Source organism: Adhaeribacter soli (assembly GCF_008727925.1).
Classification (GTDB): Bacteria; Bacteroidota; Bacteroidia; order Cytophagales; family Hymenobacteraceae; genus Adhaeribacter_A; species Adhaeribacter_A soli.
Window position 1 is genome coordinate 568210 of record NZ_VTWT01000002.1, and the last position, 19726, is coordinate 587935.

General features: G+C 47.1%; 10 protein-coding genes. 9 read left to right on the forward strand and 1 reads right to left on the reverse strand.

Annotation, left to right across the window (positions count from 1 at the left end; translation table 11 throughout):
* Positions 1 to 104: 104 nt before the first annotated feature.
* On the reverse strand, positions 105 to 7091 hold the full coding sequence (locus F0P94_RS05780; RefSeq protein WP_150902861.1) for a right-handed parallel beta-helix repeat-containing protein: 6987 nt from the start codon (positions 7089 to 7091) through the stop codon (positions 105 to 107).
* 291 nt (positions 7092 to 7382) lie between these two features.
* Between F0P94_RS05780 and F0P94_RS05785 the strand changes: the two genes are divergently transcribed.
* The 9 genes from F0P94_RS05785 to F0P94_RS05825 all read left to right on the forward strand — a co-directional run bounded on the left by F0P94_RS05785 (position 7383) and on the right by F0P94_RS05825 (position 19600).
* The gene (locus F0P94_RS05785; protein ID WP_150902862.1) at positions 7383 to 8078 is read left to right on the forward strand and encodes a YjjG family noncanonical pyrimidine nucleotidase; all 696 of its coding nucleotides are present in this window, start codon (positions 7383 to 7385) and stop codon (positions 8076 to 8078) included.
* Positions 8079 to 8378: 300 nt separating this feature from the next.
* Positions 8379 to 10007 (forward strand): L-glutamate gamma-semialdehyde dehydrogenase, encoded by a 1629-nt coding sequence (pruA, locus tag F0P94_RS05790; RefSeq protein ID WP_150902863.1) that lies wholly within the window; start codon positions 8379 to 8381, stop codon positions 10005 to 10007.
* A gap of 150 nt (positions 10008 to 10157) precedes the next feature.
* Entirely contained in the window at positions 10158 to 11537 is a 1380-nt protein-coding gene (locus F0P94_RS05795; RefSeq protein ID WP_150902864.1) for a T9SS type A sorting domain-containing protein, read from the forward strand.
* A 347-nt stretch (positions 11538 to 11884) separates the two neighbouring features.
* Positions 11885 to 13111, forward strand: coding sequence for a T9SS type A sorting domain-containing protein (locus F0P94_RS05800; RefSeq protein WP_191906934.1), 1227 nt, complete (start codon positions 11885 to 11887; stop codon positions 13109 to 13111).
* 168 nt (positions 13112 to 13279) lie between these two features.
* The gene (locus F0P94_RS05805) at positions 13280 to 13921 is read left to right on the forward strand and encodes a T9SS type A sorting domain-containing protein (protein WP_150902866.1); all 642 of its coding nucleotides are present in this window, start codon (positions 13280 to 13282) and stop codon (positions 13919 to 13921) included.
* A 171-nt stretch (positions 13922 to 14092) separates the two neighbouring features.
* Entirely contained in the window at positions 14093 to 15526 is a 1434-nt protein-coding gene (locus F0P94_RS05810; RefSeq protein WP_150902867.1) for a T9SS type A sorting domain-containing protein, read from the forward strand.
* Positions 15527 to 15713: 187 nt separating this feature from the next.
* Complete coding sequence (locus F0P94_RS05815; protein ID WP_191906935.1) at positions 15714 to 16292, forward strand: T9SS type A sorting domain-containing protein; 579 nt, start codon at positions 15714 to 15716, stop codon at positions 16290 to 16292.
* Between the two features lie 437 nt (positions 16293 to 16729).
* Entirely contained in the window at positions 16730 to 18070 is a 1341-nt protein-coding gene (locus tag F0P94_RS05820; RefSeq protein ID WP_150902869.1) for a T9SS type A sorting domain-containing protein, read from the forward strand.
* Positions 18071 to 18280: 210 nt separating this feature from the next.
* Positions 18281 to 19600: a T9SS type A sorting domain-containing protein gene (locus F0P94_RS05825; protein WP_150902870.1), complete on the forward strand. Its 1320-nt coding sequence runs from the start codon at positions 18281 to 18283 to the stop codon at positions 19598 to 19600.
* Positions 19601 to 19726 lie beyond the last annotated feature (126 nt).

The following is a 19726-nucleotide window of genomic DNA, read 5'->3' on the forward strand; positions in this document are numbered from 1 at the left end:
CAACCACCATTTATTAGAAAGAAGAGCTTTCCTTTTATAATGATCCCCAAAACAAAAAAAGCAGGCTTAAAGCCTGCTTTTTTTGTTTTGGGGATAGCGTTTCGTTACTGAACGATCAGCCTTCTGACAGCCGTGCTGCCTTCGCCTGAAACTTTCAGCATGTAAACACCTTTGGAAATTCCGGTCAGTTCTAATTGAGCAGTCTGGCCTTTTACCACCTGGCGTTTTACCACTTTGCCGCTCAGGTCGGTTACCACCAGTTCAAAAGCTTTATCCGTTGCCGGCAGAGTCAGGTTGAATAACCCGTTCGATGGGTTCGGATAAACGCTCAGCGACTTGTTGAGCAGGTCGGCTTTGGTGCCGGAAACAACTTTGCGGAAAATGCTGATATTATCTACCAGGTTCGCCGGTCCATTGCCGTTATCGAAAGCTTCTGAAACGCTGCTTTCCAGACCGATCTGAATGCTTGGGTCGTTTTTGTATTTGGTCAGGTCTACTTTTATCTGTTTCCAGGCAATTGGCGTAGCCGGGTTGCTCGGATCAAAAGGCGGACGGTAAGTAGGACCTTCCTGTACACCATTAATTGTTACCCGGAAATTGGTGTTCGACTGAAGCGCTTTATACAACTGTTTCAGATCGAAAGTCAGGTAAAGCGAATCGGAGGCCGAGCCGCCTGTTGGTGAGAAGCAGATATACGCCGCAGAGAAATGCTCCGGGTTAATGCTCCACGGACTGTTTGCACCGGTTGGCAGCGTCCAGGTTGCATTGGCTACGCCATCCATGATCATACCGTTGGTACCGGTACCAAAGCTTGCGCCAGTTCCTTCAGTAATATTAGAAAGCGATCTGGTTTCCAGTTTCATGGCCGCAATGCCGGTAGCTGGAGTTTCGAAATTGAGGTTAACCGGCAGGCTGGTAAACAAGGCATTTGTAACGGTCTTGGTAAAGGAGTCGTTCGATGCATCATTGTCGTTCGGCAAGGTTGCGGTAGCAACTACCGTATAGCTTCCGGTCAGACTTAAGTCGGCGGTGGCGGTAAAGGTATAGGTAGCCGAAGCGCCCGGCGCTAAAGAACCGGTAAACACTTCAGAAACGGTAGTGGTAACCGGACCAGTAACAGTATAGCTAACCGGCACAGAAGTCTGAAGAATTCCGCCCATATTCCGGATGGTGATAGTTACGATTTCCTGGTTGCTTAGTCCGCACACGGAGTTCGGAGCCACGATTCCGGTTACCGCCATGTCGTTGTTGGATACGGTAAACTCATAAGCACCCGGGTCCGGGGTGGCAGCATTACGCGGCGTACCGGTAATGTCGTCGGTTACAGCAGCCAGTGGCTGGCCGGTATTGTGAATTGCAGGAGCCGATGGGGTGAAATCGCCGGCAGCTGTATCTACAAATCTCGGATCGTCTTCCCGGCCGTTCACGTCATAACCGGCCGCCTGCCAGTCAGCAAAGGTAAAGTAATCGGTTCCGGTCGTTCCGCCTTTATGGCCGAACGCCACGCCGGCACCGGTTAAATGCAGCACGTTATTTTCAGAAATTGCGGTAGCACCAGCCTGGCTCAGGTAAATCCCAACCTGGGTAGCTTTTCCGGTTCTGGTAAGGCTAAAAATGTTGTTCTTAATCCAGAGGGTATCGGTGGCGCTACCGGTATGGTAAACGCCGCGGCTGGAATAAGTAGTAGTGGTCGTTACATTACCGGTCAGGTGAACGGTATTGTGATAGATATGCAAACCGGAACCCTGGCCATAGATACCATAAATAGTACCGTTACCATCCATGTTGTAGATCAGGTTGTTTTTCACCACGTTGTTGGAAGTAGCATTACCGCCGGCATTCCGGAAGTCGATAGCATAAACAATGCTGGTAGAAGCCGCGTTTCCGCCTTTCGGGTTATGGATCCGGTTTTTGGCTACCACGGCATTACTGTTCCGACCTTCGAAACTGATACCGGTGAAAGTAGAGATCGTCGTGCGGGTCGGACGGCTGATGTCATTACCTTCCACTACGGCGTTCCGGCTATGCTGCAGGCTCACGCCATCGGCATAGAAGTTCTTCAGCGTGTTGTTTCTGATCTGGTTTGCGTCGGAACCATTGGTTGCATCGCCGTTAATCCGGATAGAAGCGTAGCCACCGTCGATGGTATTTCCGGAGATCAGGTTATGGTTTGCATGGTTGCCCAGGGCCGAATACGTAAGCCCGGTGGCAATAATGCCGTAAGCATCGTTTACAGCGGCACTGGTTGAAGAAACATTAATTCTGCTATTAGAAATAGTGTTGTAATCTGCACCATTCGTTAAATGTACTGCCCACCCCAGAATAGTACCGGCCGCATTAATGGTCAGACTGTCCAGGGTCAGGTATTTTACGCCGTTTAATTTAACGGTATGCGACTCACTGCCACTGGCAGCTGCAAAGGCAATTACCTGGTTATTTCCGTTAATGGTTACGGTATTCACCGCGCTGGCGCCCGGAATAGCATTGAATTCCACCTGCTCGTTATACGGCCCTGAATTTGCTACTACAGTTAAGGTTACCGCACCGGCAATACCACAATTACTCAGGCGGCTGGCCGCATCGCGGAAGCTCTGGAAGTTAGTACCACCGGTAGCAACGGCGCTGTTAATGGTATAATTACCGGCCGCAAGCATTACGCACAGATTCTGTACGCTGGTAGTATCGTTGGTCCGTAAGCCGTCCTGCGTTCCATTTACATTAATAATATAGGCCTTTAAAGCAGCCGGATTGGCCAGCAGGTAAGGCGTAGTAAACGTAATGTTCTGGTTCGCGCCCGGAGCAATGTTCAATCCAGCGAAATTCTGGATTACCGGGGTAGTGCCGTCTGTATAGGCCAGATCTAAACTGGTTATGGCCGAGGCAGTGGCCTCGTTGGTGATCTTCACGGTTACCGGGTGGCTGCCGGCAGCTACCGGTGCGATCGGGCTAACCCAGGCAATGGAAGCATCGCGGGTGGCAGGCGTAAATTCATATGCGCCGGCATCCGGCGTAGTAGTGCTGCGCAGGGCTCCGGTAATATCGGTGGTAACGCCTGCTGCGCCTGAACCTGTATTATTGGCCAGGGCATTGGTAGGCTGATAATTCCCGGTAGCAATGCTGGCAAACGCCGGATCCAGTTCCACACTGTTCTGATCCAGGGTAGTTTTTGCCGCTTTCCAGGCTGCCAGGTTAGGGTAAGTAACCGCCGTTGAGCCGGAACCTTCTACCGCCATTACTGCATTGGTGGCAGCAGGATCGAGGTAAAAAATATTGTTATTCGATTCCAGCGTAATGTTGGTGGTTAAAATACTATAAGCTCTTTTAGCGCTGTTACCTGCCTGCGAAATCGTTACAATGTTGTTTAACACCTTCACGTTGGTAATAGGCTTAGGAGCGGTAGTGGAAGAGGTAGTATTAAAGAAGAAACCGTTCGACTGGGTACCATTATTGGCTATACCGTCCAGCGCAATGGTGTTGTGGAAATAATGGGTGCCGGAGTTGGCATAGTTCCACACGCCATAAATGCTCGCCTGACTGTTAAGGTTATATATCAGGTTATTCTTCACAATGTTTTCCGCTCCGGTGGCAGCATCGCGTACATCGTTGAAACGGATACCGATAGCATAATTACCTGTACCCAGCGGCACGCTCAGATCCGTAATACGGTTGGCATTTACCATGGTGTTGGTTAAGGTTGCCTGCGTACTGCCGCTGTTCAGCGAGAAATTGATACCGGAAACCAGGAAGTTGGAAGAACCGCCGGCAGGCCGGGAAATAGTATTCCGCTCAATCAACGTTCCGTTGGCATGAATTACGTTAATACCAGCATTTACGAAATTCAGAATGGTGTTGCCGGTGATCTGGGTAGCTTCTGCCAGGGTGGTAGTATTTCCGATAATTCTGATACCAATGTAGCCGCCGTTAATAGTGTTGTTGCGGATAATGGTGTAATTGGCGTTGTTTCCGGTAGCATCCAGGGTAGTTGCCGAAGCTGCTGCCACCACAGCACCCGGACCGTAGGTGCTTGAGGTGCCGGTAATGTTAAAGGTATTGTTGGAAATGGTATTGTAGTCGGCACCATTCACTAGGTGCACCCCAATGCCATAGGTAATATTGGTAGCATTGATCACCAGGCTATCGATGGTAATATAATCGGCCCGGTCGAGCTTAATTACGTGCGGGTTGGAAGATGAAGTTGCTGCAAAAGTCAGCACCTGGTTGTTTCCTTTGAACGTAATGGTGTTGGTTGCACTGGCGCCCATAATTTCCGGAATAGTCAGCTGCTCGGTGTAAGGGCCTGAACCCGTGGCCACGCGGAAAGTTACCGGACCGGAAACGCCGCAGCTTATCATATTATCGATAGCAGCGGTGAAAGACTGGTAGTTGCGTCCGGCAGCCGGCTGACCGGCATTGATGGTGTAGGTACCCGCTAAAGCTGCACAAATATTCTGTACGGCAGTGGTATCGTTATCCCGGTCATCGTCCGGGGCACCGTTTACCGCAGCAATAAACGCTTTTAAAGCAACCGAACCGCTCAGGTTATAAGGGGTGGTAAAGCTGAAAGTCTGGGAAGTCTGGCTGGCAAGGTTCAGGTTGCTGAACGTTTGCTGCTGGCTGGTGGTACCATCGGTATAGCCCAGGGTTAAGCTGGTAATGGCTACCGATTTGGTATTGTTTATCTGTACCTGCACCACGCTGTTTCCGCTTGCAACCGGATAAACCGGGCTCAGCCAGGTAATGGCGGCATCGCGGCCAACGGTTGAAGTTTCGTAAGCACCCGGATCAGGCGTGGAAGTACTGCGGGCCAGGCCGTTAATATCGGATGTAACGGCCGCCAGGGCGGTTCCTATATTATCTACAGCAGGGTTCAAGGGTTTCAGGTTGCCATTCTGCCAGTTGGTAAACTGCGGATCTGCCGCAATACTGCTTTGGTCGAAGCTGGTTACAGCCTGCCAGTTGGCCAGGTCGGTAGATTCGCCGGACCCGAAACGGCCCACTATATCTTCCGCTGCTACCCCACTGTTCACATAAAGTACATTGTTGTCGGAAATAATGGTAGAGCCGGTGGCCGAGAAATAAAGACCATATTTCTTGGCATTGCTGTTACGGGTAATTCTAACAATATTGTTCTGAATCTTAATATTGCTGGCCGTAGTTGTCTGGTAGAAACCATAGGTGGTTCCGGTAGAAGTTGGCGCCGGGTTATCGAAAGAAACGGAGTTGTGGAAATAGTAGGCCCCATCGCTGCCGGAGTTATAGAAACCGTAATAGCTGCTCACCCCGCCAAAGTTGTAGATCAGGTTGTTATAGAACAGGTTTTCTGAACCGGCAGGAGCATCGTTTGCCGTAGAGTAAACGCCGTAAGAAACCTGGCTTACCGTCAGGTCGCCGGCAAAAGGTGAGTGAATGCGGTTATTTCTTATTGTAGAATTGGCCGTAGAACCTGCCAGATAAATGCCGGTAAAACCATTCAGGTTGGCTGTACGGGTAGGCCGGGCAATATTATTACCGGAAACGGTGGTATTGTTGGCTTCGTCCAGGTAAATACCATCGTCAGAAAAATCGTGAATGGTATTATTGGCAAAGGTATTGTTATTGGTACCGCCGGTAAAACCGGCTACCCCTGATACGCGAATACCCGTGTAACCGCCTTTAATGGTATTGTTGGTAAACGTGTTGAAGCTGGCGCTACCAATGGCATCGGCTGTGGCAGAATTCAGGGAAGCTCCTAAAACCACGCCATAGAAGTTAGTACCGGTAGTTGCAGTTGATAGTTCGATCGTGTTTCCGGTGAAGCTATTATTATCGGCACCGTTAATTAAATGAACGCCCCAGCCAAAAGTGGCCGCTGGCGCTACTTTCACCTGCAGGTTATTTACCCGCACATAGCTGGCACCGTTCAGACGAATTACGTGCGGTTTTAGGGTGGAGGTAGGAGCAAAGGAAACAGTAGCATTATTGCCGTTAAAAGTAACCGTGTTGGTTGCAGAGGCACCGGCAATTACCGGAATTTCAACCTGCTCATTATAGGTGCCGGCAGCAAGGTTAAAGACAACCGGGCCGGTTACGCCACCGCAGGCCAGCCGGTCTACGGCTTCAGCAATTGTCTGAAAGTTCTGAACCGAAGCCGGTAAAGCAGCATTAATGGTAAAAGTACCGGCAATGCCCGGGCAAAGGTTCGTTGTAAAAGCATCGTTGCTCGGGTCTGCATCGGTGTTGCCGTTCGGGTTGCTGGTAGCTGCCGTAACAGCAATGGCAGCGCCGGCAAAGGTGTAGGAACCCAGCGTAACCTGAGCAGTAGCGCCAGGTGCCAGGTTGCCGTTAAAAGTAGCAGTCGGCTGCGCGGTTCCATTCACGCTCCAGTTTATCTGGGCCGTAGTTAAATTAGAATTCGGGCTGTAGTTTTTAATGGTAGCCACAATATTCTGCGGGCCATTGCCGAACGGAGCGGCAGACGCTACCACGTTGGTAACACCGGCATTGTCGCCTCTGATCGGGCTGATGTAAAACCCGATATTCTGCCGGGTGGTGGTCAGGGTTCCGGTAGTGGCGGTAGCGCTGTTGGCATACAGCTTCCGGTTGGTGCCCGAGGGATCGGAAGAACCGGTACGGGTCTGGAAGGAAGTATTGTCGGAGGTGGTGAAACTTACTTCCACGATCAGCGATTGCTGTACATTGTACGCAAAAGAAGAAGTAAGCGGAATTTTAAACCAGGTTCCCAGCGCGGTGGCTTTCCAGATATACAAATTAGAAGCAGCTCTTACAGTAGTAAGGCCGGTTTCGAAGGTAGAGGTTAGAGCGGTAGCATTGGTTTGCTTCATCTTAACCGTGAAGTTATCGAGGTTTACCGGGCCGGAACTGTTTGAAGTCAGCGAGCCGGTATACATAAAATAAAGCGTGTCGATGCTGCCACTTACGGCATTAGTCAATTCTCCGGGTAAATAAAGCAATTGCGTTTTCTTTGCACTATTCGAACCCAGCAGGTCGGAACTTCCGGAGGTACCGGATACATTTCGGCTTACGTTCGGGGACTGCCCATGCGCAAGCCCGGCCATCAGGACTGATAGCCAGAGTAGTAAATAATTCTTCATTAAAAATTTGTAAATGTGGTAATAGTTTCAAGCAAATCTATATAAAATATTTCAAAAATTTAAGAATAAAACTCTAATTACTTATTTCAAATTACTATAACACAGTAACTTGCAAAAACATCAAATTGCATTATTATTAACACAATTGCACTCTTACCCAAACACAAAAAGTATGACGGAAATAATTTTTTATATGACAATGGCTGCCATTTATTGTTTCAGTTCTACGGGCTACCTTTGCCGAACCATTTGCCGGGGTAACCGGTTTTTAATGGACCACTCTTACCGCGCATGAAAACTTATACTCACCTCTTTTTCGACCTTGACCATACGCTTTGGGATTTTGAAAAAAATTCGGAAGAAACCCTGCAGCACCTTTACGAAGTTTACAACCTGAGCCGGTTCGGTTTTACGTTTGCCGATTTCTTTAGGAAGTACTCTTATGTGAACAAGCGTTTGTGGCAGCTTTACAATGCCGGCAAAGTAAACCAGGAACAGTTACGCAGAACACGCTTTCATAAATCGCTGAACGACCTGGGCGTACCGGAAGCGGAAATTCCCCTGGAAATGGAGCACGAATATTTGCGCATCTGCCCTACCAAATCGGCAGTTTTTCCGTTCACGCACGAAACGCTTGCTTACCTTAAAGCAAAATACCAGTTGCACATCATTACGAATGGTTTTAAGGAATCGCAGCATTTAAAGATCAGTGGCTCTAACCTCCTCCCCTACTTCGGCGAAATTATCACTTCGGAATGCAGCGGCTTTGCCAAACCCGATAAACGGATATTTCTGCATGCGCTGGAAAGAGCCGGCTGCAGCACTCCAAATACCTGCCTCATGATCGGCGATAACCTGGAAGCCGATATTCTGGGGGCACAGAACGCGGGAATAGACCAGGTGCTCTTTAACCCCGAAAAACGATCCTACCCGATCAAACCCACCTACGAGATAAGCTGCCTGAGCGACCTGCAACGTATTTTGTAAGTTCGAATTTTCGAATTTTCGTAGGTTCGAATGTTCGTAGTTTGTTGTTCGGATTCTGAAAAAGGTGCTTCACTACTTTTTCCTGAGAATTCATAGCGTTCTTCTTCAAACAATTGCCACGTAAAAATTGAATTTTCGAAAAACCGAAACTTCGAACATTCCAACAATCCAATATCGAACAGTCCAATGTCGAACAATCGAAAATTCGAAAATTCGAACATTCGAAAATATAGGTACCTTTGCCGGGAGTTCAGGAGAAACTCTTAACTTTAAACTCATAACTCTTAACTGATAATAAGAATGTCTGGATTTTTTAATGTACCGATGCCAGTAAACGAGCCTGTAAAAGCTTATGCGCCCGGCTCGAAAGAAAGAGAAGAACTGCAGCGCGTTTATAAAGAGCTGAAAGGCCAGCAAATTGATATTCCTATGCATATTGGCGGCGAGGAAGTGCGCTCGGGCAATACCGTTGCCATTGCGCCGCCGCACGATCATAAACACGTGATCGGGCATTTCCACCAGGGCGATGCAGACCACGTGAACCAGGCCATTAATGCGGCACTGGCGGCTCGTGAAGAATGGGCAAACATGCCGTGGCAAAGCCGGGCGGCTATTTTCCTGAAAGCTGCTGAATTACTGGCTGGTCCTTTCCGGGCAAAAATGAACGCGGCGACTATGCTGGGCCAAAGCAAAAACGCTTACCAGGCGGAGATCGATGCGGCTTGTGAGCTGATCGACTTTTTCCGTTTCAACGTGAAGTTCATGACGGATATTTACGCGATCCAGCCGGAAAGTCAGCCGGGCATCTGGAACCGCATGGAACACCGTCCGCTGGAAGGGTTTGTATTTGCCCTTACGCCATTCAACTTTACTTCAATTGCGGGTAACCTGCCTGCCGCTCCTGCCCTGATGGGTAACGTAGTGGTTTGGAAACCGGCCAACACGCAAATCTATTCGGCCAATGTGTTGATGGAATTGTTCAAGGCTGCCGGCGTGCCGGACGGGGTAATTAACCTGGTTTATGTAGACGGTCCGACGGCGGGTGAGGTAATTTTCAAGCACCGCGATTTTGCCGGCATTCACTTTACCGGTTCTACGGGCGTATTCAACAACATCTGGAAAACCATTGGCGAAAATCTGAACCGCTACCGTGGTTACCCACGCATTGTGGGCGAGACCGGCGGAAAAGACTTTATCGTGGCGCACCCTTCGGCGAATGCCAAAGAAGTGGCCGTGGCTATTTCCCGCGGGGCCTTCGAGTTCCAGGGCCAGAAATGCTCGGCAGCTTCCAGAGCGTATATCCCCTCTAACCTGTGGGAAGAAATTAAGGATTACCTTATTGCCGACCTGAAATCGTTTAAAATGGGTGATCCGGAAGATTTCAGCAACTTCATTAACGCGGTGATCGATGAAAAATCGTTCGACAAGCTGAAGAAGTTTATCGATAACGTGGCCAATGATCCGGAAGCAGAAATTATTGCGGGTGGTAAATGCGATAAATCGAAAGGGTATTTCATTGAGCCAACCATTATCAAGAGCTCCGATCCGGCTTACGTAACCATGTGCGAAGAGCTTTTCGGCCCGGTATTAACGGTTTACGTGTACGATGAAAATACGCCATTCGAAGATACGCTCACGCTGGTGGATTCGACTTCGCCGTACGCACTGACCGGGGCTATTTTCTCTTCCGACCGTTACGCCATCGAGCTGGCTACGAAGAAACTGATCCACTCGGCCGGCAACTTCTACATCAACGACAAACCAACCGGCGCCGTGGTTGGGCAGCAGCCTTTCGGTGGCGCGCGCGCTTCCGGCACCAACGACAAAGCCGGTTCCGTGTTCAACCTGATCCGCTGGACTTCTACCCGCACGATAAAAGAAACCTTCGTGCCGCCGGTAGATTACCGCTATCCGTTCCTGGCGAAATAAGTTTTTCTGGGTTTTAAAGCTCAAAAGCTACCGTTTTCCGGAGAGGAAGGCGGTAGCTTTTTTTATTTGTTAAGGCAGGCAACTGTTTTAGAAATTTCGGCGACCTAGTATTTAATCCGGCAATCCATCATTTAATCCGGCAATCCATCTATGAAAAACCTATTTCCTTTTTCATATTACAAAATTCTGATCTGCTCTTTTCTGGCGGTTTTCAGTTCTTTCTTTCCTGCTGCTGCTCAAAGAAGCACATCAGGCATCTTTAGTCATTATTTTGGTTTAAGCTCAGAGCATAATTCTCAAAAGCTCCAGAACGGAACAAATAGTAGGAAAGTTTCCGGCCAAAAGCGCGCAACTTCCCACCTCCCGTATTGCGATATTTATTTGCCTGATACCAGCAGTACGGGCTGGCGTTTGGCTAACCGGGGATTTTACACCTACGATTCCTTAGGCCGGTATAATTCCCGCACCGTTTTCGACCTTGGCAACACGGCAGTTGAAAAAGATTCGATCACTTACGACCGGAACAACAAAGAACTGATTAACGCTAAATTCAAATGGAACAGCAGCATTAACAACTGGATTCCAGACGCCGGATACAGGGTTGTGCGCTCTTATCTTCCGAATGGCAAGGAAAACCTAGCCATGTACCAGGATATTCAACAAAGCAACTGGAGCTGGCAGTTTTATAAAAGCGATTTGTCTATATATAATACTGCCGGTGACTTACTGGAGTTTACCGAAAGCTACCAAAATAATCCGAACCTGAATTTTAAAACTATCTATACTTATGCATTGCCGGGAGGGTCTGCTACCGAAATTACATTCCAAAAACAGGTAAACGGGGTCTGGGTTGATTTTGAGAAACACGTAAATTTTACCTGGCATAACTTTGCCAAAATGCAACCCGCCGACCTAACCGCCAAGCGTTGGGTTAATAATGCGTGGGAAGATATAGCCCGGATGCAAGGCTCTTTTGATTCCTTGGGGGGCTTTGTTTATACTTACCAGGAATTGTATAACGGCAACTGGGAAAATACTCTGCGTAAGTCGGCAACCATAGATGCAAAAGGAAATTATACCGGTTCTAAAGATGAAGAATGGATCAATGGAACCTGGCACAGAAGATTAGAATCGGTACAGGCACTTACTTACAACCAGTCCGATCAGGTTACCGAACGCGTTTACCGTTTCTGGGCATTTTATAATTTAAGCAATTTGGGCTGGACAGATGAGTTAAAGGAAGTTTATTTCAACAACCGGATTACCGGCATTCCTAAACCATTAGATACCCCGGAAAACGTTACTATTTATCCTAATCCAACCCATAGCCAACTGAACATTGAACTTACGGAAAAATCGACTGGTGTATCTGCACAGCTCTCCGATCTAACCGGGAAGGTAATCCTAAGGCGGAATTTTAAACCTTCAGAAGCACCTAAATTAAATCTGGAAAGCCTTAAGCCTGGCGTTTACCTGCTCACGGTGCAATTTGCTGAAGGAAATACAGTGAAGAGAATCATTAAAAACTAAAGTCTTACTTTTAAAGCTGAAAAGCTACCGTTTTCCGGAGAGGAAGGCGGTAGCTTTTTTTTTATTACAACAGCAACATTATGACGATTTTCAGCATCCTGTTTAGGCAATAACTACAAAAAATACGATGAACTACGTAGGTTTCTTTACTTTCTAAGATGTTACTTTACTTTCTATTTTTTTTCAACCACAACCTTACCGTAAAACTTATGAATAAATGTCTACAAAATCTGCTATCAGGTAAAGCGCTTAAAATAGCTGCCGCAGGTGGCCTGATGCTAACTTTTTTGACTGATGCAGCTGGCCAATTCAGAAAGGATGCTCCTGCTTTTTCTTCCGCTCAAGAATTGCATGCTACATCAACGGCATCCCGGTTCGCCTCCAACAATTCGCTGCCTGGCAATAGCGATGATTATAGCCCGCAGGGTGGCGGGTGGGGATTAGATACCAAAAGTACATACCGCTATAATGCAGCCGGCCAGCAGGTAGCACGGGTGGTAAGAACAATGCCCAGCGGACAGTTCCAGGTGAAAGATACCATGGCCTACGATGCTTCAGGGAATATAAGTTTCTATGAGAACTATTCATGGGCAAACAATGCCTGGGAGTTGTGGTACGGGTATAAATCTCTGGTAATGAAAAATAGCGCCGGCCAGGTAACAGCAAGAATATCGCAGTCGGTTAAGGGTGGGAATTGGGTAAACGCATATAAGGATACTACTTCCTATAATTCGGCAGGAAACATGGCGGAAAAGGTTTTCTACAACTGGCGGAGTAATGCCTGGGAACCTACCCGAAAGGAAATTTATACGTATGGAACTTCCGGAAACACTCCTGATGGCATTCTGTATCAGAAGCTTATGGGTGGCATCTGGGTGAATGAAAAGCGGCTGTTTTCTATTTCCTGGTACAACTTTAATAACTTTCAGAAGGACGGCTTTTTTGGCAGCTTTCAGGTTCACGGGTATAGAAGCCAGACCTGGAGCAACAATGGCTGGGTAAACCTCTCCAGCGATACCACTGTTTATGATAATCTTGGGGGATTTGTATCAACCTCTCAGTACTGGGATGCTTCGGCCAATGCCTGGGTAAACGCCAGACGCCACCTGCATTCCACTGACAACAACAGGAATTTTATAGGAAGTAAGAATGAATTATGGCAGAATAATGCCTGGGGTTTAGACACCGATTACCAGGAAATTCTTACCTACAATGCCAACGGCGATATTACCGAGCGTATTTACCGTGAATGGGACCAGGCAACCAATTCCTATCGTTCCTTCCAAAAGCAAGTATATTACAATTTCACCCGTATTTCCGGTATAAAAGAAGCTTCTTTGCCGTTACATGTTCAGCTTTATCCAAATCCGGCTTCGGACAGGGTAACTATTCAAATGGAAACGCCATTACAAACCACGGTTCTTATTTCGGATTTAACCGGCCGGCCTGTCTATAAACACGAATTGAAACCAACTGATCGGCAGCTTAATATTGCTTCGCTGGCCAAAGGCACCTATATCATCCGCCTTCAGAATGCCAGAGGTACTTACATTTCAAAGTTTCTAAAACAGTAAGTCATTATACTTTTAAAGCTCAAAAGCTACCGTTTTCCGGAAAAGAAAGCGGTAGCCTTTTTTGGCCCAATGCCTGTTTATGCTTTCAAAAAAAATAGTTGGGGCACCAGGCAACGTTTTACCACCTTTCTGGCGTCTTCAGGCAGGTAAACAAAGCCTGACCTGCCTATGAAAAAGTATTTACTTTTCTTTTTTCTCTGCTTTGGTATTTCGCGCCTGAGCCAGGCGCAAACCTATTTCACCTTCGACAGCATTGCCGCACCGCCTTATATTTGCCAGGCCAACGTTTTTAATGTGGAAGTTTTCGGCTGGTATTCAAGCATGGCAGTAACTTCCGGAGGCCAGCAATATTTTGTCCGGAACGATACGGTTTATGTGCAGTTCTATTCTAATTCCGTGGCCGGACCGGCTATGCCTTACCCGCTGCACCGGCAAATAACTATTCCGGCGCCGAATTTTGGCCGTTACCACGTGCTGGTACAAGGCTTTTACGACGGACAGCTGCATAAAACCATTTCTACCAGCCTGTCGGTCTGCTCGGCCATTGCCTCCGTTAATTCAGAACTACCCCAAACTCCAGCTTTTCAGGTCTACCCGACCCCGACAACCGACTTTATCTATCTGGTAACAGAACGCCCCGTTTCCGGCCGGTTGTTGCTTACAGATGCCTTAGGACGGATTTTACTAAACAAGGAAGTAAACGAAACTGTTAACCAAAAAATAGATCTCAGGCCGTTTCCGAAGGGAGTTTACAGGCTGCAGTTGCAAAAGCCGGACGGCAGCAGTACCCGGAATGTGCTGAAGCTGTGATTTTATTTTCCGGAAGAATTCAGCAGGCCTAACTATTTACTTTTACCCGGTGGCATTTTCTAAAAATGATGTTTTTATATCCCTTAAATACCTAAAACAGGGTATTTCAGCATTTAAATTCCATGGTTAATTTCACGCAAATATTCTTAAAAACTAAATAAACCAACTTATATGAAAAACCCTTACTCATCGTTAATTCCGGCAAACCTGTTAAGAGCTACTTTAGCGGCCGGCCTGCTCCTTTTAGGTGCCTCTACCGAAAGCGCAGCGCAAAACTTCTTAAAGCATAAGAAAACCAGAACAAACCAGCAACCGGCTAAAACGGCAGCGCATGCCCGCCAGGCCTCGGTAAAATCGCTGCCGCAAAACAGCGACAATTATTATGATACGCAACAAAGCGGCAACCTGGTGCTGGTAAGCAAAAGCAAATACGTATACAATGCCGCTAGCCGTTTAACGTCTATGGTAGAGCGGCATATATCCACGAACCAGAATCTGGTGTGGGATTCTACTGCTTATGATGCGCAGGGCAAGGAAGCTTTTCAGGGAACCCATTACTGGAATCCAACTTCCAGCGTGTGGGAACTGAGCCATGGCTCCCGCTATACCAGCACCTACAATGCGGCCGGCAAACCTACAGAACATATCGCTGAGTATTATAGCAATAATGCCTGGCAAAACTCCGGCAAAAGCGTGTATGCTTACGATGCAGCCGGCAACATGACGGAAGAAACTTATTACGATTGGACAAACAATGCCTGGGAAGGCTTAGAAAAGCTTACTTACACCTATACGAATGGGAAGCTTACCGAAGAACTATTCCACGAATGGGTAGGTTCTGCCTGGGTACCTACCAATAAAGGCACTTATCTGTATGCCGCCGGGGCTTCCACGCCTAACGAAGCTGTTTTACAGAAAATGAACCTGACCGGAAACTGGGTAAATGATGAACGGGTCATAAATATTGTGTGGCATAACTTTGCCAATTGGGAAACCCTGAGCCATACCGGACAAGTATGGCAAAACAACGCCTGGGTAAATGAAAGCAAAAGTACCAGCGTATATCCTGCGAATGGCGGTTATGTAGAAACCAGCGAGATCTGGATGAACAATGCGTGGGTAAACGAAAACCGCTATACGGAAACTTACGACAACCAGATGATTTATACCGGGTATCAGACTGAAGAATGGGTAAATAACGCCTGGGAAACCACTTACCAGGATCAGCAACTCCACACGTATAACGCTACCAATGACATAACCGAAACTACTTTCAAGAACTGGGATTCCCAAACCAGTACCTTAATGGCTACTTCCAGAAAAGTGTATTCCAACTTCCTGCGGATTTCCGGCACTCCCAAAGAACTTCCGCAGTTGAACGCCAGACTTTATCCGAATCCGGTTTCCGGAACACTCCATATTCAGCTGGAAGAGCAGTTGACTGCTACCGTTAAAGTAGCTGACCTAACGGGCCGTGTGGTACGCACCGAAGTATTGCCAGCGGGCAGCTCCCGCATCGATGTTTCGGCTTTACCAGCTGGCATTTATCTGCTTAACGTACAAAACGGTAAGGGAACTTACACTTCCAGAATCGTGAAGCAATAGTGCTTCGTGCATTTTTACCTGAAAAGCTACCGTTTTCCGGCGAGGAAGGCGGTAGCTTTTTTTATTTCAGAAGCAACGAATTAACGATATGTTACGACTTAACGCTGTAAACGCTCCGACTATGAAAAAATTACTATGTCTGTTACTCATTTTGTTAGGTTTTAATTCCTCTGCAAAAGCGCAAGTTATGCTTGAGAATGACACCCTCAGAAATTTGCCTTATGTCTGCCAGGCCGATAGCTTTACGGTAACTGTATCGGGCATGCATTATCATTCAGGTTATACGCTTGATTCTGTGAGGCATATTTACCGGAATGACTCTTTACTGATCCGTATACATTATAAGGAAGGGCCCGGTTTTTCCGTTTTATCGCCGTTTAAATTGCCTATACGCTTTGCTACACCACAACCTTCCTTTTATACTATTTATTCCAGGCGCTTTGTGAACGCGGTATTAACCGGCCATGGCACTTCAAATATTGGGATCTGCACCTCTGTTTCCGGCTTAACGCGAACAAACAATAAGCCAGAATTCCTGAACGTATTTCCTAACCCTACGCGGAACAGCCTAACCATCGGATTTGCAGCCAAACACCGGTCTGGCTTAGTAATACTTACCGATATTTCCGGAAAAATGATCCGGAAGGAGTACTTTAAAGAAACAAAAGCCATACAGCTGGATTTAGGAGATCTGAAGGCCGGAATTTACCTGCTGAGCCTGCAAACTGAATCAGGCATAACCGTTCAGAAAATAATAAAGCAGTAAAACACGCTACTTTTCGGCCCGAAAAGCTATCGTTTTCCGATAAATAAGAATGCGGTATTCCTTCTCATTTGGCCATTGCGGGCGACCGTTTTTCCTACGTTTTTCACATTCAACCACCTTACTGCAATTCCATAAAAACTTTAAAAATCCTAAGTGGTATTAAACGTGCTCCATGCACTGGGAACCCCTTATTCAAGCGCTCTTCTTCTTTCGCCTTTACACTACAACCTGCAGTCCTATTTAGCCATTGCTACGAACACCTGAGATCAGCGCCCTTTACTTTGTTTTTTAAGCCTACTGAATACCCTTTTTAAATTACTAATATTCAATGCTTAACCTTTCCAAAACAACGATCAGGAATGCCTGAAAGCGAACAACACACTATCTTTTGTTTTCACAAAGCGTTTCTTTACTTTTAGGGTTAAAAAATCACCTTCATGGGACGAAACTTTACTACCAGATTTTTAGCTGCTGCCCTAATCTTATTGGTACTGGCCGGCGCCTACAATGCGGCTTCAGGTCAGGCAAAAATGTCGCTGTTCCGCACAGGCAATCAAGCAGCAAAAAATCCTCATAGCAGCAGCGCTAAAATTAATGCCCTGGTTTCGAAACCAGGGAACAGTCAGGATTTTCTTGCGACCAGCTCCGGGAACTGGCAGCTCCAAACGCAAAGTACTTACTTATACAATACCCAGGGCCGCCTGCTATCACGCTATTACACTTTGCCAAACTCGAATCAGAATATAGCACGCGAATTTTATTCCTACGACCTGATGGGCAATGAGGCGGAATACCGAAAAGAACAATGGAACGGCACCGCCTGGAACCTGGTAGATGGTTATAGAATAATTACAACCTACAACTCCATAGGCAATAAAACTGAAATAATTTATGGGAATTGGGATCATCTGAATGGCGTATGGGTGAAGGGCGACCGCGTAGAAATAGCCTACGATACCAACAACCTGATGACCTCCCTTACCTACTCTACCTGGTTTGGTACGGCCTGGAAATTAAGCGAACGCGTAATCCTGAACAATACCGGCGGGGTAGCAACCAGTACCCTTATGCAGCAACACAACGGCACCACCTGGGAGGATGTTAATCGAATGCTGAACCTGACCTGGCATGTGCTCTACGAAATCCCATTAGCCTATGAAATGGAATTTTATTACTACAACACCTGGGTAAAAGAAGAAAAATACGCTGCAGTTTACGATCAGAATGGCGGTCATGTAGGCACTTCCCAATCCTGGACGGGTAGCACCTGGCAAAATTCATTGCGGGTAACCGAAAGCTACGATTTTAATAGAAACTATACCGGCAGGCAAAATGAAACCTGGAGTATCATGACCAACGCCTGGGAAACCACAAGCGCAGAGCGCCAGATCTTAACTTACTCCGGCATCGATATAACGGAACGAATTTTTCAGGATTCCCAATCTTACGCCCCTGGCGTGCTGCAAGACCGCGCTAAAGAGGTGTACAGTAATTTCCAGTCCTTTACCATTTCGGGAATAAATAAAACCCATTCTGAAAAGGCAGTAAATGTATATCCTAACCCGGCTATCAATATTATATCAATTGACTTCCCGGAAAATAGCGCCACTGCTTTAACGGCAACCTTATCGGACATTACCGGCAAAACCTGGCTAACCGAAAACTTTAAAGCCGACCAGCCGAAGCAACTAAACATGGAATCGCTTCCCAAAGGCATTTTCCTGTTGCAACTGAAAACTGCCAAAGGTACTTCGGTCCAAAAAGTAGTGAAGCAATAAATACCTGAAGGGGTTTTCAGTCTGAAAAGCTACCGTTTTCTGAAGAAGAAAGCGGTAGCTTTTTCTTTGCCTATGCAAAAAGCAACATCTGTAAAAAAAACAGCATTTAATTTCAGACATGTGCAACGTCCGGGCTTTTTCCTGCATCTACCCTTTTCGAATTCCAACCAAACCTGTTAACCGCTGCACGCGGCCAACGCAACAAAAACTATGAAAAAAATATCGTTCTCTTTTACCTTTCTTTCGGCTATTGCCGGTTTTGCTATATTTTTCGGATGCAGCTTACAGGCTTCAGCTCAGGCGTTCGAAATTCCTCAAACCCCGGTAGTTTCAGTTTCCGGCATCAAGGCTGAAGCAAATACCAAACGCCTTGCCAGTAACGACAAACCCGGCAAAGCAGATTATTTCACGTGGAATAATGGTTGGGTGGCCGACTCGCGCTCGGAAAACACCTACGATACCCAAGGCAACATTCTCAAAACCGTAATGATCGATGCCGCAACCGGGGCTTTTATGGAGCAGTGGCTTTACGTTTACGATGCCCATAATACCCAGACCGAGCGCCTGGTACAGACAATGGTAAACGGCCAGTGGCAAACCCAATCCGGACAAAAGCACTTGTTAACCTACAACGCCAATAACCTGATTACGGAAGATCTTGTGCAGGAGTGGCAGAACGGCCTTTGGGAAAATAAAGCCAGGCACGAGTATGTTTTAAATACCGCCGGTCAGCCGACCGAAGAGAAGATCAGTTTCTGGCAGCAGGGCGCCTGGGCGTATCAGGTAAAGCGCACCTCGGTTTACCAGAACAACCTGCTTTCGGAGTATCTGGTGCAGAATTACGTGAATAACGCCTGGCAGAATTTTTCCCGCTTTCATAATTACACCTACGATGCGGTAACCAATAAAACGCTGGGGTACCAGGTTCAGGACTGGGTAAATAACGCCTGGCAAGACAAGAGTCGCCAAACCTTTACCTACGATGCAACGGGCGGCTATACCAACATTACGGAAAGAAACCTGAACGGCAACTGGGAAAACTCTTTAAAAGTAGTTTCCCTGCAAGATCCGGCCACCAATACTTCCGGCTATCAGGTCTTTGACTGGCAGAACAACAACTGGGTGAAAGTTTCCCACCAGGAAGCCCAGCGAACTTATGACACGCAGAACCGCCTGACCGAGGTAATAGAAAGACGCTGGAAAGCAGCCACCAACCAACTGGAAAATGAGCTGAAAATTACCTTCTATGATTTTCAACTGATCAGCGGAACCAGCAAGCTCATGCCTGAAATGCAGGTGAACGTTTACCCGAACCCAGCTTCCGATCTGGTAACCATTGCCTTAAATGAAGCTGCCGGGAAAGAAGGAACGATTTCCGTGTCGGATTATACCGGAAAGATCAGGCTGGTTCAGGAAATTACGCGGGGTAACAGCATCACTTTAAAGCTTGAATCCTGGCCGGCCGGCGTTTATTTCCTGACCCTGCAAACTGAAAAAGGCACTTTGGTGAAGAAGATTGTAAAGCAATAGATACTTCTGGACTTTTACCCGAAAAGCTATCGTTTGCTGATCCCGAAAAGCTATCGTTTGCTGATAAAAAAAAAACGATAGCTTTTGTTGTTATTTCAAATAACGGTTTCACCTATCTTTACACCT

What these genes read in the sequence shown, in the direction of transcription:
- F0P94_RS05780 (WP_150902861.1), bottom strand. Translation starts at nt 7,091, where the DNA reads ATGAAGAATTATTTACTACTCTGGCTATCAGTCCTGATGGCCGGGCTT.
- F0P94_RS05785 (WP_150902862.1), top strand. Translation starts at nt 7,383, where the DNA reads ATGAAAACTTATACTCACCTCTTTTTCGACCTTGACCATACGCTTTGG.
- pruA (WP_150902863.1), top strand. Translation starts at nt 8,379, where the DNA reads ATGTCTGGATTTTTTAATGTACCGATGCCAGTAAACGAGCCTGTAAAA.
- F0P94_RS05795 (WP_150902864.1), top strand. Translation starts at nt 10,158, where the DNA reads ATGAAAAACCTATTTCCTTTTTCATATTACAAAATTCTGATCTGCTCT.
- F0P94_RS05805 (WP_150902866.1), top strand. Translation starts at nt 13,280, where the DNA reads ATGAAAAAGTATTTACTTTTCTTTTTTCTCTGCTTTGGTATTTCGCGC.
- F0P94_RS05810 (WP_150902867.1), top strand. Translation starts at nt 14,093, where the DNA reads ATGAAAAACCCTTACTCATCGTTAATTCCGGCAAACCTGTTAAGAGCT.
- F0P94_RS05815 (WP_191906935.1), top strand. Translation starts at nt 15,714, where the DNA reads ATGCTTGAGAATGACACCCTCAGAAATTTGCCTTATGTCTGCCAGGCC.
- F0P94_RS05820 (WP_150902869.1), top strand. Translation starts at nt 16,730, where the DNA reads ATGGGACGAAACTTTACTACCAGATTTTTAGCTGCTGCCCTAATCTTA.
- F0P94_RS05825 (WP_150902870.1), top strand. Translation starts at nt 18,281, where the DNA reads ATGAAAAAAATATCGTTCTCTTTTACCTTTCTTTCGGCTATTGCCGGT.